General features: G+C 72.2%; 12 protein-coding genes. 9 read left to right on the forward strand and 3 right to left on the reverse strand.

What is annotated here, in order from left to right:
- Positions 1-218: 218 nt before the first annotated feature.
- The 3 genes from groES to ACFVXG_RS13440 all read left to right on the forward strand — a co-directional run bounded on the left by groES (position 219) and on the right by ACFVXG_RS13440 (position 3425).
- Positions 219-524 carry a co-chaperone GroES gene (groES, locus tag ACFVXG_RS13430; protein WP_049654366.1) on the forward strand — a complete coding sequence of 102 codons (306 nt, stop codon included), beginning with the start codon at positions 219-221 and terminating at the stop codon, positions 522-524.
- Between the two features lie 116 nt (positions 525-640).
- Complete coding sequence (groL, locus tag ACFVXG_RS13435) at positions 641-2269, forward strand: chaperonin GroEL (protein WP_350503540.1); 1629 nt, start codon at positions 641-643, stop codon at positions 2267-2269.
- Positions 2270-2426: 157 nt separating this feature from the next.
- Positions 2427-3425 (forward strand): LysR family transcriptional regulator, encoded by a 999-nt coding sequence (locus ACFVXG_RS13440; RefSeq protein WP_350503539.1) that lies wholly within the window; start codon positions 2427-2429, stop codon positions 3423-3425.
- Between the two features lie 119 nt (positions 3426-3544).
- Here ACFVXG_RS13440 and ACFVXG_RS13445 read toward each other — a convergent pair whose 3' ends face one another.
- A complete protein-coding gene (locus tag ACFVXG_RS13445) occupies positions 3545-3871 on the reverse strand; it encodes a WhiB family transcriptional regulator (RefSeq protein WP_350503538.1) in 327 nt (108 codons plus the stop codon).
- 561 nt (positions 3872-4432) lie between these two features.
- Here ACFVXG_RS13445 and ACFVXG_RS13450 point away from each other — a divergent pair.
- The 4 genes from ACFVXG_RS13450 to ACFVXG_RS13465 all read left to right on the forward strand — a co-directional run bounded on the left by ACFVXG_RS13450 (position 4433) and on the right by ACFVXG_RS13465 (position 9218).
- Positions 4433-5044, forward strand: coding sequence for a response regulator transcription factor (locus tag ACFVXG_RS13450; RefSeq protein ID WP_014136228.1), 612 nt, complete (start codon positions 4433-4435; stop codon positions 5042-5044).
- A gap of 335 nt (positions 5045-5379) precedes the next feature.
- Positions 5380-6090 carry an RNA polymerase sigma factor ShbA gene (gene shbA / locus ACFVXG_RS13455; protein WP_387927051.1) on the forward strand — a complete coding sequence of 237 codons (711 nt, stop codon included), beginning with the start codon at positions 5380-5382 and terminating at the stop codon, positions 6088-6090.
- Positions 6091-6415: 325 nt separating this feature from the next.
- Positions 6416-7918 (forward strand): IMP dehydrogenase, encoded by a 1503-nt coding sequence (gene guaB, locus ACFVXG_RS13460; protein WP_350503536.1) that lies wholly within the window; start codon positions 6416-6418, stop codon positions 7916-7918.
- A 172-nt stretch (positions 7919-8090) separates the two neighbouring features.
- Positions 8091-9218: a GuaB3 family IMP dehydrogenase-related protein gene (locus ACFVXG_RS13465; RefSeq protein ID WP_350503535.1), complete on the forward strand. Its 1128-nt coding sequence runs from the start codon at positions 8091-8093 to the stop codon at positions 9216-9218.
- Between the two features lie 382 nt (positions 9219-9600).
- Here the strand turns inward: ACFVXG_RS13465 and ACFVXG_RS13470 are convergent, their stop codons facing one another.
- Positions 9601-10155: a hypothetical protein gene (locus tag ACFVXG_RS13470; RefSeq protein ID WP_387927053.1), complete on the reverse strand. Its 555-nt coding sequence runs from the start codon at positions 10153-10155 to the stop codon at positions 9601-9603.
- 252 nt (positions 10156-10407) lie between these two features.
- Here ACFVXG_RS13470 and ACFVXG_RS13475 point away from each other — a divergent pair, with 252 nt between their 5' ends.
- Positions 10408-12402 (forward strand): protein kinase, encoded by a 1995-nt coding sequence (locus ACFVXG_RS13475; RefSeq protein ID WP_387927055.1) that lies wholly within the window; start codon positions 10408-10410, stop codon positions 12400-12402.
- A gap of 32 nt (positions 12403-12434) precedes the next feature.
- Here the strand turns inward: ACFVXG_RS13475 and ACFVXG_RS13480 are convergent, their stop codons facing one another.
- Positions 12435-12956, reverse strand: a complete 522-nt coding sequence (locus tag ACFVXG_RS13480) for an SHOCT domain-containing protein (RefSeq protein ID WP_387927057.1) — start codon at positions 12954-12956, stop codon at positions 12435-12437.
- Positions 12957-13013: 57 nt separating this feature from the next.
- Between ACFVXG_RS13480 and ACFVXG_RS13485 the strand changes: the two genes are divergently transcribed.
- Complete coding sequence (locus ACFVXG_RS13485) at positions 13014-14102, forward strand: hypothetical protein (RefSeq protein WP_387927059.1); 1089 nt, start codon at positions 13014-13016, stop codon at positions 14100-14102.
- Positions 14103-14244: the final 142 nt, after the last annotated feature.

Below are 14244 nucleotides of genomic sequence, written 5' to 3' on the forward strand. Positions count from 1 at the left end.
CGGCTACTCATCCGCGACCCGGCCCACGACCTGAGTCCGCAGCGCGCGTCGTTGGCACTCTGGTTGACTGAGTGCTAACGGCGGCCTATGGTCGTCCTTGGCACTCCCCACTGGGGGAGTGCTAATGCGAAAACGTGTGCCTGACCCCCGCGACGGCAGGCTCGCAGGTTCGCCCTACCCGTTAGAAAACCCCGTAATCTCCGAAGGGGAGCTCGGACGTGACCACCAGCAGCAAGGTTGCCATCAAGCCGCTCGAGGACCGCATTGTGGTCCAGCCGCTCGACGCCGAGACCACCACGGCCTCCGGCCTGGTTATCCCGGACACCGCCAAGGAGAAGCCCCAGGAGGGCGTCGTCCTGGCCGTCGGCCCGGGCCGCTTCGAGGACGGTCAGCGTCTGCCGCTCGACCTCGCCGTCGGCGACATCGTCCTGTACTCGAAGTACGGCGGCACCGAGGTGAAGTACAAGGGCGAGGAGTACCTCGTCCTCTCGGCCCGCGACGTTCTCGCGGTCATCGAGAAGTAAGACGTTCCGCCCCGCCCCGGATCCGTGTCCCTAGTGACAGGGGCCCGGGGCGTGGTCGTTGGTTCACGTAGTTCGGCGGCCGGTCGGCCGGCCGTAGCCCCGAGGGAATAGGGAACATGGCGAAGATCCTGCAGTTCGACGAGGACGCCCGCCGCTCGCTGGAGCGCGGTGTCAACAAGCTGGCCGACACCGTCAAGGTGACCATCGGCCCCAAGGGCCGCAACGTCGTCATCGACAAGAAGTTCGGCGCCCCGACCATCACCAACGACGGTGTCACCATCGCCCGTGAGGTCGAGCTGGACGACCCGTACGAGAACCTTGGCGCGCAGCTCGTCAAGGAGGTCGCCACCAAGACCAACGACGTCGCGGGCGACGGCACCACCACCGCCACCGTGCTGGCCCAGGCCCTGGTCAACGAGGGTCTGCGCAACGTCGCCGCCGGTGCCGGCCCGGCCGCCCTGAAGAAGGGCATCGACAAGGCCGTCGCCGCCGTCTCCGAGCACCTGCTGTCCATCGCCCGCGAGATCGAGGGCAAGGACGACGTCGCCGCCGTCGCGTCCCTCTCCGCGCAGGACACCCAGGTCGGCGAGCTGATCGCCGAGGCGATCGACAAGGTCGGCAAGGACGGTGTCATCACCGTCGAGGAGTCGAACACCTTCGGCGTGGAGCTGGACTTCACCGAGGGCATGCAGTTCGACAAGGGCTACCTGTCGCCGTACTTCGTCACCGACGCCGAGCGCCAGGAAGCGGTCCTCGAGGACCCGTACATCCTGATCAACCAGGGCAAGATCTCCTCCATCCAGGAGCTGCTGCCGCTGCTGGAGAAGATCCTGCAGAGCGGTGCCTCGAAGCCGCTGCTGATCATCGCCGAGGACGTCGACGGCGAGGCGCTGTCGACCCTGGTCGTGAACAAGATCCGCGGCACCTTCAACGCCGTCGCCGTCAAGGCCCCGGGCTTCGGCGACCGCCGCAAGGCGATCCTCGGCGACCTGGCCGTCCTGACCGGCGGCACGGTCATCTCCGAGGAGGTCGGCCTCAAGCTCGACCAGGCCGGTCTGGACGTGCTGGGCACCGCCCGCCGCGTGACCATCACCAAGGACGACACCACGGTCGTCGACGGTGCCGGTGACTCCGAGGCCGTGGCCGGCCGCGTCGCCCAGATCAAGGGCGAGATCGCCGCGACCGACTCCGACTGGGACCGCGAGAAGCTGCAGGAGCGCCTGGCCAAGCTGGCCGGCGGCGTCTGCGTCATCAAGGTCGGTGCCGCCACCGAGGTGGAGCTCAAGGAGCGCAAGCACCGCCTGGAGGACGCCATCTCGGCGACCCGCGCCGCGGTCGAGGAGGGCATCGTCGCCGGCGGTGGCGCCTCGCTGGTGCACGCCGCCAAGGTGCTGGACGGCGGCCTGGGCCTGTCGGGTGACGAGGCCACCGGTGTCGCCGTGGTCCGCAAGGCGCTGCACGAGCCGCTGCGCTGGATCGCCCAGAACGCCGGCCTGGAGGGCTACGTCATCACCTCCAAGGTCTCCGAGCTGGAGGCCGGCCAGGGCTACAACGCCGCCACCGGTGAGTACGGCGACCTGGTGAAGGCCGGCGTCATCGACCCGGTCAAGGTCACCCGCTCCGCGCTGGAGAACGCCGCCTCGATCGCCTCCCTGCTCCTCACCACCGAGACCCTCGTGGTGGAGAAGAAGGAGGAGGAGGCCGACGCCGGTCACTCGCACGGCGGCCACGGCCACTCGCACTGAGGCACCGACGCCTGACCGGAGGCCCGGCCGATTCCCTCGGGGAGTCGGCCGGGCCTCCGGCTGTTGCGTTGTGGAAGGCCTCGCGGCGGAGGTCCGTTTGAGGCTTCAACTATCAGTAGAATTTTGCAGAATGCAAAGATTGCCTTATAACTGAGGCATGATCGAGGCCCGCCATCTGCGCGTCCTGCGTGCCGTCGCCCGCACCGGCTCCTTCTCCGCCGCCGCGCGCGAGCTGGGGTGTACCCAGCCTGCCATCAGCCAGCAGATGAAGGCCCTGGAGAAGTCGGTGGACACCCCGCTGGTGGTCCGCTCGGGCCGCGGGATGCAGCTCAGCGAGGCCGGGCGGGTCCTGCTCAAGCACGCCACCGGGATCCTGGCCGGGCTCTCCGCCGCCGAGGAGGAGGTGGCGGCGATCGCCGGGCTGCGGGCCGGGCGGGTGCGGCTGGTCTCCTTCCCGACCGCGAGTTCCACCCTGGTGCCGCCCGCGGTCGCCCGCCTGCGGGACAGCCATCCGGGGGTGCGCGTGTCGCTGGTCGAGGCCGAGCCGCCGGAGTCGCTGGCGATGCTGCGCGGCGGCGAGTGCGAGATCGCGCTGGCCTTCCGCTACCCGCAGTCCGACGGCGCGCCCGTGGCGCCGGTGCTCGGGCACGGCTCGCCGCGTGAGGCGCGGGCCGAGGCGAACCTGGAGGCCCAGCAGCTGTCGGCCGGCACCGACTGGTCCGACCTGGTGGTCACCCCGCTGCTGGACGACCCGCTGGTGGGCCTGCTGCCGGCCGCCCACCGGCTGGCGGGGCGGGGCGGTCCGGTGGAGCTGGCGGAACTGGCGGGGGAGCAGTGGATCGCCGGCTGCCCGCAGTGCCGGGGGCACCTGGTGGAGCTGTGCGCGGGGGCGGGCTTCGAGCCCCGGATCGACTTCGCGACCGACGACTACCCGGCGGTGGTCGGCCTGGTGGCGGCCGGGCTCGGGGTGGCGGTGCTGCCCCGGCTGGCCCTGCAGTCGGTGCGTCCTGACGGCGTGTCGACGGTGCCGGTGCGGACGGCCTCCGGTGCGCCGGCGGTGCGCCAGGTGGTGGCGCTGACCCTGCCGGACCTGGCCGAGGTGCCGGCGGTCGCGCTGATGCAGGAGCGGCTGGCGGGTGCGGCCGCCGACCGCTGACGGTCGGTGACCGGCGTCCCGGTCGCCCCCGGGCCCGCCGTCGAAGCCCCCGGAGGGGGCGGTAGCGGCCTGAGGCGCCGCGAAGAAACGTTTCTTCACGGCGCGCCGCGGAGGCGGGTCTAACGCTGCGCGACCGCCGGCGGGGTCAGCGGGACCTCCACCAGGCGGTGCCGCGAGCGGCCCAGCATCTCCTCGCGCTCGTCCTCGGTCATCCCGCCCCAGACGCCGTACGGCTCGCGGACCGCCAGGGCGTGCGCGGCGCACTCGGCGATCACCGGGCAGCGCATGCAGACCTCCTTGGCGCTGGTCTCGCGCGAACTGCGGGCGGCTCCGCGCTCACCCTCCGGGTGGAAGAAGAGCGAGCTGTCCACGCCGCGGCAGGCCGCCGAGAGCTGCCAGTCCCAGAGGTCCGCGTTGGGACCGGGGAGGCGGGAGAAATCTGCCATGGCTCATTCCCTTCAGAGGCGGTCGGCGGCGGCCGGGCGTTTCGGCGGGCTGCTGCCGAACGGTGCCCGGCGGGGCGTCCCGCGCTGGTGTGGACACCTGGAAATATGACTTAAGGCAACTCCATGGACAAGTCACCCACACACGGGCACAACAGTCAATGACCATGCGAAAGCTATAAAAACGGGCAAAGCGGGCAAGAGGTTCGGCGGGCGCGGGCGTGGCAATCGGGTGGCCGACGGGCGCGCGACACGTCGCACCGGCGTGCGGGTCGTGCGCCCACCGCGCGCGAGCTGCGCAAAACTGCGGCGTGTGCACCGCGATGCGGCTGATCGGTAATGGGTTGGCCACGTACAGTGGTGGAGATGGCCCGAAGGCCGTAACTCATTCGAGTGACGGTCGTTGGTAGTGCGGAGGCGGTTAGCGGGCGCCGGACGTCGGGAACGATCGCGGGCAAGTCGGGGCGATCAGGACGAAGTCCGTCGCCGATCGGCCGTGTCGGAGAGGTTCGTACCAGCCAGGAGGCTCAACGTGACGCGGATCAGCTGCGGAGGACGACGGTCATGACTTCCGTTCTCGTTTGCGACGATTCCCCGCTCGCCCGCGAGGCGCTTCGCCGCGCCGTCGCGACCGTACCCGGTGTGGACCGGGTCACCACCGCGACGAACGGGGAGGAGGTCCTCCGCCGCTGGGTGGCCGACCGCTCCGATCTCGTCCTGATGGACGTCCGGATGCCCGGCCTCGGCGGGGTCGAGACCGTCCGGCGGCTGCTGTCCGCCGATCCGGGTGCCCGGATCATCATGCTCACCGTCGCCGAGGACCTCGACGGTGTCGCGCTCGCCGTGGCCGCGGGTGCCCGCGGGTACCTGCACAAGGACGCCTCGCGCGCCGAACTGCGGGCCACCGTCACCCAGGCCCTCGCCGACCCGACCTGGCGGCTCGCCCCGCGCCGGCTGCGCAGCCCCGACATGGGCGCGGCACCGACCTTGACGGCGCGTGAGATCCAGGTGCTGGAGGGCATGAGCCACGGCCGCAGCAACGCCGAGATCGGGCGCGAGCTGTTCCTCTCCGAGGACACCGTCAAGACCCACGCCCGACGGCTGTTCAAGAAGCTCGGGGCCTCCGACCGCGCGCACGCGGTGGCGCTGGGTTTCCGCTGGGGCCTGGTCCGCTGACCGCCGGCGGCGCCGCCGGTTGCGGCGCGCCGCCGTCGAATTCCCGAGCGGGCACCGCACGGGCGTGTGACGTTACGGTCCCGAGGTTGCACCATGGAGGAGTGGAGCACCTCGGGGACCAGCGGACAGGCACTGCGGCGAACCACACGGCCGCAGGACACTCGGCGAACGGCGCGACGGACAGGACCACCCACATCGGCGGGGCGGGAGGCGGCACGGTGCAGGAGGGGCCGGTGGTGCACGGCACGCCGCACGGTGGCGCAGCGCATAACGTTCCGGTGCACAACTCCGGACGCGGTGCCGCGTTTTCCCGGTCGACCAGGCACCATGGACCGATGCGCGACGATGTCGCCGGTGCGGCCGGCCAGGCGGACCCGGGTGAGGCCGAGCCCTCCGACCCGGGCCACGAAGCGCCGTACGCGGACTCCGGCGGCGCCGGGTCCGGTCCGGGCCGTCCGCCGGTGCTCGGCACGGGCGGCTCGCCCCTGGTGGGCGAACTGGTCGCGGCCGCCGTGCGCGGCGAGGGCCCGGCGATCGACGCGCTGCTCGCCTACGTCCACCCGCTGGCGCTGCGGTACTGCCGCGCCAAGCTGGTCCGGCTGCCCGGCGGGGCCCGGCACCACGTGGACGACGTGGCCCAGGAGGTCTGCGTCGCGGTGCTGTGCGCGCTGCCCCGGTACAAGGACCAGGGGCGGCCGTTCGAGGCCTTCGTCTACGGCATCGCCGCGCACAAGATCGCCGATCTGCAGCGGGCCGCGATGCGCGGGCCCGGCTCGACCGTCGTGCCGCAGGACGACCTGCCGGAGGTGCCGGACGAGGCGCTCGGCCCGGAGGAGCAGGCGCTGCTGAGCAGTGACGCGGCCTGGGCCAAGGAGCTGCTCTCCAACCTGCCGGCCCGTCAGCGGGAACTGGTGCTGCTGCGGGTGGCCGCCGGGCTGTCGGCGGAGGAGACCGGCGAGGTGCTCGGGATGTCGCCGGGGGCCGTCCGGGTGGCGCAGCACCGGGCGCTCAGCCGGCTGCGGGCGCTCGCGGAGGAGTCCTCCTGAGCGGAGGCGCGGGTTCCTCGTACGGGGGAGGCGCGGGCTCTGCTGTGGGTGGAAGCTCGTTTCCGCGGGGTGGAGGCGCAGGTCAGAGCGGAATGAGCGGGCGGGGGTGCTTGTTGTCAAGGGCACACGAGGGCACATTCGCGGTGCCAGTACCATGGGGTATCGGCGCCTGGGCAGGTTGCCAAAGTTTCGCGGGTGCGCACGGGGTTCCTTCGTAGGTTCCTCCAAACCACCCGGCTTTCGGCGGTCTGCGCGAGTGAGCGATCAACGCGCCCCTTCCCTCTGGGCGCGAGCGGATAAGGCCGGCCACGGAAGGTACCCCCAAATGTCTTACAACGCCGCAGGCGTACCCGAGAAGTTCGCCATGCTCGGGCTCACGTTCGATGACGTCCTGCTGCTGCCCGGGGCCTCCGCGGTGCTGCCGAACCAGGTCGACACCTCCTCGCGGGTCTCCCGGAACGTCCGCGTCAACATCCCGCTGCTGTCCGCGGCGATGGACAAGGTCACCGAGGCGCGGATGGCCATCGCGATGGCCCGCCAGGGCGGCGTCGGCGTGCTGCACCGCAACCTGTCGGTCGAGGACCAGGCCAACCAGGTCGACCTGGTGAAGCGCTCCGAGTCCGGCATGGTCACCGACCCGATCACGGTCGGCCCCGACACCACGCTGGCCGAGGCCGACGCGCTGTGCGCCAAGTTCCGCATCTCCGGCGTCCCGATCGCCGACGAGTCCGGCAAGCTGCTCGGCATCGTCACCAACCGCGACATGGCCTTCGAGGCGGACCGCAGCCGCCAGGTCCGCGAGATCATGACCCCGATGCCGCTGATCACCGGCAAGGTCGGCATCTCCGGCGAGGACGCGATGGCGCTGCTGCGCCGCCACAAGATCGAGAAGCTCCCGCTGGTCGACGACGAGGGCCGGATCAAGGGCCTCATCACGGTCAAGGACTTCGTCAAGGCCGAGAAGTACCCGAACGCCGCCAAGGACGCCGAGGGCCGTCTGCTGGTCGGTGCCGCCGTCGGCGCCAGCGCCGAGGCCTTCGACCGGGCCCAGGCCCTGGTCGAGGCGGGCGTGGACTTCCTGGTCGTCGACACCTCGCACGGCCACAGCCACAACGCGCTGGCCTGGATCGAGAAGATCAAGTCGGCCGTCAAGGTCGACGTGGTCGGCGGCAACGTCGCCACCCGCGACGGCGCCCAGGCGCTGATCGACGCCGGCGTGGACGGCGTCAAGGTCGGCGTCGGCCCCGGCTCCATCTGCACCACCCGCGTCGTCGCCGGCATCGGCGTCCCGCAGATCACCGCCATCTACGAGGCCGCGCTGGCCTGCCAGGCGGCCGGCGTGCCGGTCATCGGCGACGGCGGCCTGCAGTACTCGGGCGACATCGGCAAGGCGCTGGCCGCCGGTGCCGACACCGTGATGCTGGGCTCGCTGCTGGCCGGCTGCGAGGAGTCCCCGGGCGAGCTGCTGTTCATCAACGGCAAGCAGTTCAAGTCCTACCGCGGCATGGGGTCGCTGGGCGCCATGCAGACCCGCGGCCAGGCGAAGTCCTTCTCGAAGGACCGCTACTTCCAGGCCGAGGTCGCCTCGGACGAGAAGCTGATCGCCGAGGGCATCGAGGGTCAGGTGCCGTACCGCGGCCCGCTCGCGACCGTGCTCTACCAGCTGGTCGGCGGCCTGCGGCAGACCATGGGCTACGTGGGTGCCGCCACCATCGCCGAGATGGAGAGCAAGGGCCGGTTCGTCCGGATCACCTCGGCGGGCCTCAAGGAGAGCCACCCGCACGACATCCAGATGACGGTCGAGGCGCCGAACTACTCGTCGCGCTGATGCGGTGATGCGGTGACCCGGTGACGCGCTGAGCCTCGGAGGGGCCCGCTACGGCGGGCCCCTCCGCACGTCCGGGGAGCGGGCCGTCGGGGCGGCACCTGCGGTAGTACGGGATACTGGGGGCGGCCGGGGTGACCCGGTGGGCATGAGCAACAAACCAGAAGGGCTCGAAGTGACTGAGATCGAGATCGGGCGAGGCAAGCGCGGCCGCCGGGCGTACGCCTTCGACGACATCGCCGTCGTCCCCAGCCGGCGTACGCGTGACCCGAAGGAGGTCTCGATCGCCTGGCAGATCGACGCCTACCGCTTCGAGCTGCCGTTCCTGGCCGCCCCCATGGACAGCGTGGTCTCGCCGCAGCAGGCCATCGCCATCGGACGCCTCGGCGGCCTGGGCGTGCTGAACCTCGAAGGTCTCTGGACCCGCTACGAGGACCCGCAGCCGCTGCTGGACGAGATCGCCGCGATCACCGACGAGGCCACCGCGACCCGCCGTCTGCAGGAGATCTACTCCGCGCCGATCCGCGCCGAGCTGATCAAGCAGCGGATCCAGGAGGTCCGCGACTCCGGCGTCGTCACCGCCGCCGCGCTGTCGCCGCAGCGCACCGCCGAGTTCTCCAAGGCCGTCGTGGACGCCGGGGTCGACGTCTTCGTCATCCGCGGCACCACCGTCTCCGCCGAGCACGTCTCCAGTGCCGCCGAGCCGCTGAACCTCAAGCAGTTCATCTACGAGCTGGACGTTCCGGTGATCGTCGGCGGCTGCGCCACGTACACCGCTGCGCTGCACCTGATGCGGACCGGTGCGGCCGGCGTGCTGGTCGGCTTCGGCGGCGGCGCCGCGCACACCACCCGGGGGGTCCTCGGCATCCAGGTGCCGATGGCGACCGCGGTGGCGGACGTGGCCGCTGCTCGCCGTGACTACATGGACGAGTCCGGCGGGCGCTACGTGCACGTGATCGCGGACGGTGGGGTCGGGTACAGCGGGGACATCCCGAAGGCCGTCGCCTGCGGTGCGGACGCCGTGATGATCGGGGCGGCGCTGGCCCGTGCCACGGATGCCCCGGGCAAGGGGTTCCACTGGGGCATGGAGGCCGTCCACGAGGAGCTGCCGCGGGGCAAGCGGGTGAACCTCGGGACGGTCGGTACCACCGAGGAGATCCTGACCGGTCCGTCGCACACGCCTGACGGCACCATGAACCTGTTCGGGGCGCTGCGGCGGGCGATGGCGACGACGGGGTACACGGAGCTGAAGGAGTTCCAGCGGGTTGAGGTGACGGTCAACCCGGCGCTGGATCACCGCTGACGGGTGGGTTTTGGGTGGCTGACGGCCCGTTTTCCCTTTGGGGGGAGCGGGTCGTTGGTGTTTGTGGGGGCCGCTGCGCGGGGCTTGGGTGTGGGGGTGGGGGCTCTCGGGAGGGTGGGTGGCGCCGGGGGCGGTTCCGGGGGTGGGCGCTCCGGGGGCTGGATGATTTTCCGACCGCCGACCCTGTGGGTGGGGTGCTGAGACCGTTGGCGGTCTGAAAATCACCCGTCACGCCCCTCTCCGCACCCACCCCCTCCACCGCCCCCTCCCGCAGCGCGTCCCTCTCGCCTTGGTGGGGGAGGGGTGGGTGGGTGGTTGCTGTGGGTGGGTTGGTGCGGGTGGTGGCCGGGGTGGTGGGTGGGTGAGTGCGCGGGGGCCGGGGTCAGGTGCGGTTGGCGGAGCGGCGGGTGAGGAGGAAGCCGCCGATCAGGGCGATGGTGTAGAAGGCCAGGTCGAGGGGGCGCAGGTCGGTGCGCCAGGTGGTGAGGGTTTCGGGGAGGAGGTGGTGGGGGCCGGGGGTGGCTCGGACCAGGCGGAGGTGTTGGGTGAGTTGGCCGAGGAGGAGGGCGGCGGCTGCGAGGAGGGCGCCGAGGGGTGGGAGTAAGCGGGTGCGGCCGCCGAGGCGGCCGAGGGGGAGGGCGACCAGGCCGGCCTGGGCGATGGTGAGCCAGCCGAGGCTGTCGGCGGCGCGCAGGGGGGCGCAGCCGTAGGCGAGGCCGCTGAGGGCGGTGGCGAGGGTGGCGAGGGTGAGGGCCAGGGTGGTGCGGCGGCGTCGGGGGGCCGTGGGGGCGGCGGGGGTGTAGCCGGTGACGGGGACGCCGGGCATGCCGGGGGCGACGTAGCCTTCGGGGGTGTCCAGGACCGGGGCGACCGAGTAGTGCTGGGCGGTGCGCGGCCGGAGCGATGGGCCGTCAGCGCCCGGTGCGGGTGCGGTCATGGGCGTCGAGTCCCCCCGGAAAGACGATGAGCTGCCGTACGGTAGCAGCGCCTCGGGCAGATCTTGGCGAGTTTTCGATCACAGATCGGGCACAGAGCGTCGCACCCTTTCCGGTTCGTCCCGGCTTGGGACGGGGGGTGGGTGGTCGTCGCCCCTCCGGACAGGGGATGATGGAGGCTTGGGCGTTCGGGCCCTGGCCGGGCCGACGCGCCGTCACCACGACCGCCAGCAGCACATGGGGGAACGTTCCGAATGACCCAGGCGCAGGGTTCCACCGGCCGCCTCCTGGCCGGCCGCTACCGGCTGAACGGCGTGCTCGGACGCGGCGGCATGGGCACCGTATGGCGCGCCGAGGACGAGATGCTGGGCCGGACCGTCGCGGTCAAGGAACTGCGGATGAACGCCAGCGTCGACGAGGAGGAGAAGCACCGGCTGATCGTCCGGACGCTGCGCGAGGCGAAGGCGACCGCGCGGATCCGGCACAACTCGGCGGTGACCGTCTTCGACGTGGTCGACGAGGACGACCGGCCGTGGATCGTCATGGAGCTGGTCGAGTCGCGCTCGCTGGCCGACGTCGTGAGGGAGGACGGGCCGCTGGCGCCCGCCCGGGCGGCGGAGATCGCGCTGGACGTGCTGGGCGTGCTGATCGCCGCGCACGCGTTGGGCATCCTGCACCGGGACGTCAAGCCGTCCAATGTGCTGATCGGCGAGGACGGCCGGGTCGTGCTCACGGACTTCGGCATCGCGAGTGTCGAGGGAGACGCCTCGATCACCTCCACCGGGATGCTGGTCGGCGCGCCCTCGTACATATCCCCGGAGCGGGCGCGCGGGCAGAAGCCCGGGCCGCCGGCCGACCTGTGGTCGCTGGGCGGCACGCTGTACGCGATGGTCGAGGGGCGGCCGCCGTACGACCGCGGCTCGGCGCTGGCCACCCTGACCGCGGTGATGACCGAGGACCTGACCGCGCCGGCGAACGCCGGGTCGCTGGGGCCGGTGATCGAGGGGCTGCTGGAGAAGGATCCGGCGAAGCGGCTGGATGCGGCGCAGACCCGGTCGATGCTCAAGCGGGTGGTCGCGGAGGCGACCGTGAAGGCCGAGTCGACCACTGAGCATGCGATGCCGGTGGAGTCGGTGAAGTCGGTGGAGAAGGTGAAGTCGGCAGAGCCGGTGAAGTCGGTGAAGTCGGTGGAGCCGGTGGCGGGCGGGGGGGATGGCAAGGCCGAGGACGCTGAGCCGAAGGAAGCGCCGAAGCGGACTGTGGGTGGGCTGCTGGGGACGGTTCGGGTGGGGAGCCGGGCCAAGGCCGTGGAGCCGGTGGCGGAGGCCGCGGTCGAGGTCGGGGGCGGGGAGTCCGCCGATCCGGCGCCGGGGGCCGAGTCGATCCGGCCGGTGACCAGTGAGTGGACGATGGGGGCGACCCAGGCGGCCGGGGCCGACCCGCGCAAGGGGCGGCGGCGGCTCGCGGTGGTCACCGTGGTGCTGGTGCTGCTGCTGATCGCCGGGATCGTCGCGGTGGTCCAGGCGGTGGGCAGCGGGGACACCGGGGCGAAGGGGGCGGGCACGCACAGTGCGGGGGCCACCTCGCCGGTCGCGTCGGCGGGGGCGGTTACGCCGGGTCCGAGTTCGAGTTCGAGTCCGAGTCCGGTGGTGACGGGTGACGCGTCGGCTCCGGCGGGGGAGTCGGCGCCGGCGGGGACGCCGACGGAGCCGGTGTCCTCGGCCGCGGTGCCGGCGCCGGTCACCAGCAGTGCGGCGCAGCCGCAGCCGCCGGCGCCTGCGCCGAGTGAGTCGGCTCCGGTGCAGACTCCGGCCGGGTTCCACGTGTACCAGGACCCGAGCGGCTTCTCGGTCGTGCTGCCCGACTGGCTGCAGCCGTCCGGGTCGGATCCCAACCGGCGGATCTTCAAGAACTCCGCCGACGGCAGCCAGCTGCGGATCGAGTGGACCACCTCGCCCGGCGCGAGTGCGCTGGCCGACTGGCAGGAGTCCGAGCCCAACATCCGTGGTCAGGTGACCAACTACCAGCGGCTGAACCTGTCGGCGATCACCTACCGTCAGTGGAGCAACGCGGCGGACTGGGAGTGGACCAACGGCACGCCCAAGACCCACTCGCTGAACCGGGGCTTCGTGACGGGCAGTCCGGCCAAGTACGGCTACTCGATCTACTGGATCGTGCCGGACGCGCAGTGGGCGGCGCAGGCGCCGGTTCGGGATGTCGTCTTCAACAGTTTCCAGCCGGCGCCGTAAGGTCGACCGAGGAGGTCGACCGGGGAAGGTGCTCAGCCGAGTAGGCGGTGCTTGGCGCGGGTGAACTCCTCGTCGGTGAGTGCGCCGGAGGTGTGGAGGGCGGCCAGGCGTTCCAGCTGGTTGAGGAGTTGCTCGCCGGAGGGGGTCGGTTCCGGGGCCTGGGGTGGGGTGCTGCGGGCGAGGCGGCTGGCCTCGCGGAGTTGTTCGGCGAAGACCTCGGCCTTGGCCACGTCCTCGAAGCGGTGGGAGCCGGTCAGTGCGACGACGGTCAGCACCTCGCCGTTGAGCTTGGTCCGGGCCACGGTGGCGTCGGTGACGGCGGTGAGCGGAACCGGTACCGGCGGCTTCCCGTCCTTCAGGAAGAGCAGCCGGTGGGTGGTGAGGACGAGCACCCCCTTGCGGAAGTGGTCGGGATGGCGCCCGGCCGTGGAGGCGACGGGCTCCTCGCCCCCGATGACGGACGCCTCGACCGCGCGGACGGCCTCGGCCCGGTTGGCTTGGTTGCTGTTGCCCGCCACCTTGAAGGCGGTGTCGATCAGATCGGTCCAGTCCATGGGGCCGAGCGTAAAGGAGCCGATCAGTAGGCTGCTCGGTGAGCGAGAGGAACTGGCATGCGAGGCGGCCCGGGCCAGTTGTTGGCGGGGCGGTACCGGCTGACGGACCGTCCCGAACTTCTCCGCGCCTCCGCGGTGGACGAGCGGACCGGTGAAACGGTCCTGCTGCGCGCCGTGGAGCTGCCCGCGCTGCTGACCGCGGGTCAGGACCCGGACGAGCCGAACCCCGGGCACGGGGACCGGCTGGTGCGGCGGGTGGCGACGGTCGGCGCGGCCGCGCCGACCTGGCACCCGCGGCTGCTGCGCGGGGTCGGCGCCTTCGTCGAGGGCGAGCTGCTGTGGACGGTAGAGGAGCGGCCGGCCGGTTGGACGCTGGCCGAGCTGCTCACCGCCGGGCCGCTCCCGCCGTACCGGGCGGCCGAGTTGGCGGCCGACCTGGCCGGCGCGCTGCGGGCGCTGCACGAGGCCGGGCTCGCCCACGGCAATGTGACCGCCGAGTCGGTGCTGGTCTGCGAGGACGGTGCGGCGCTGCTCGGCGGGCTGCTCGGCGGGGTGGCGCAGGAGGCGCTGGCCGAGGACCTCGGCGGGCCGGGCGGGCGCCGCCGCTACGAGGTCCGGGCCACCCTGGTCGGCCCGGTGGCCGAGCGCTGGCCGCTGGACGGCGGCCCGGCGGGGGACTGCTGGGCGCTCGGGGCGTTGTTGCAGCGGATGGTCACCGGACGGTCGCCGTTCCCGGAGCTGGGTGTGCCGGAGCTGGTGACGGCCGTCCGGGACGGGCGGCGCGAACCCTCGGTGGTCTGCGGGCCGGCCGCGCCGCTGGTCGAGCGGCTGCTGCAGCCCGACCCGACGCTGCGGCCCACCGCCCGGGAGGTGCAGGAGGAGCTGGCGGCGCTGCTGGCGGGCGCGCCGGAGCCGGCCGACGGGGAACGGGCCGCGCGGGAGGTCGAGCTGAAGCCGGAGGCGCCGTTGGTGCCGCTGCGGCCGCGTCGGCGTGGTCGCGGGGCGGAGACCGTGTCGGCGGAGGCGGGCGCGGAGGGTGGGAGGAAATCGCGGATACCCCCGGCGCTGCTGGGGCCGCTGCTGGTCGGAGGCGTGTTCGCGCTGCTGGTGCTGGGAATGGTCGCCGTGGTCCTGTTCGCAGGCTGACGGCCCCGGTTCGCGCCGGTCTGCCGGTCCGGCGGGTGGGCGAGATTACCGGGCTTGGCACGGTGCGCCTAATGTGTCCGTGGGATTTGTTCGAACAGCGGTCTGCAGCGGGCTTTCGGTCGCGGTGACGGCGCGTGGAATC

The organism is Kitasatospora sp. NPDC058162 (assembly GCF_042884005.1).
GTDB lineage: Bacteria > Actinomycetota > Actinomycetes > Streptomycetales > Streptomycetaceae > Kitasatospora.

Bases quoted from the DNA above. Each gene is read 5' to 3' on its own strand.
- ACFVXG_RS13470 (WP_387927053.1), bottom strand. From the start codon at position 10,155: ATGACCGCACCCGCACCGGGCGCTGACGGCCCATCGCTCCGGCCGCGC.
- ACFVXG_RS13485 (WP_387927059.1), top strand. From the start codon at position 13,014: ATGCGAGGCGGCCCGGGCCAGTTGTTGGCGGGGCGGTACCGGCTGACG.
- guaB (WP_350503536.1), top strand. From the start codon at position 6,416: ATGTCTTACAACGCCGCAGGCGTACCCGAGAAGTTCGCCATGCTCGGG.
- ACFVXG_RS13440 (WP_350503539.1), top strand. From the start codon at position 2,427: ATGATCGAGGCCCGCCATCTGCGCGTCCTGCGTGCCGTCGCCCGCACC.
- groL (WP_350503540.1), top strand. From the start codon at position 641: ATGGCGAAGATCCTGCAGTTCGACGAGGACGCCCGCCGCTCGCTGGAG.
- ACFVXG_RS13450 (WP_014136228.1), top strand. From the start codon at position 4,433: ATGACTTCCGTTCTCGTTTGCGACGATTCCCCGCTCGCCCGCGAGGCG.
- shbA (WP_387927051.1), top strand. From the start codon at position 5,380: ATGCGCGACGATGTCGCCGGTGCGGCCGGCCAGGCGGACCCGGGTGAG.
- ACFVXG_RS13480 (WP_387927057.1), bottom strand. From the start codon at position 12,956: ATGGACTGGACCGATCTGATCGACACCGCCTTCAAGGTGGCGGGCAAC.
- ACFVXG_RS13475 (WP_387927055.1), top strand. From the start codon at position 10,408: ATGACCCAGGCGCAGGGTTCCACCGGCCGCCTCCTGGCCGGCCGCTAC.
- ACFVXG_RS13445 (WP_350503538.1), bottom strand. From the start codon at position 3,871: ATGGCAGATTTCTCCCGCCTCCCCGGTCCCAACGCGGACCTCTGGGAC.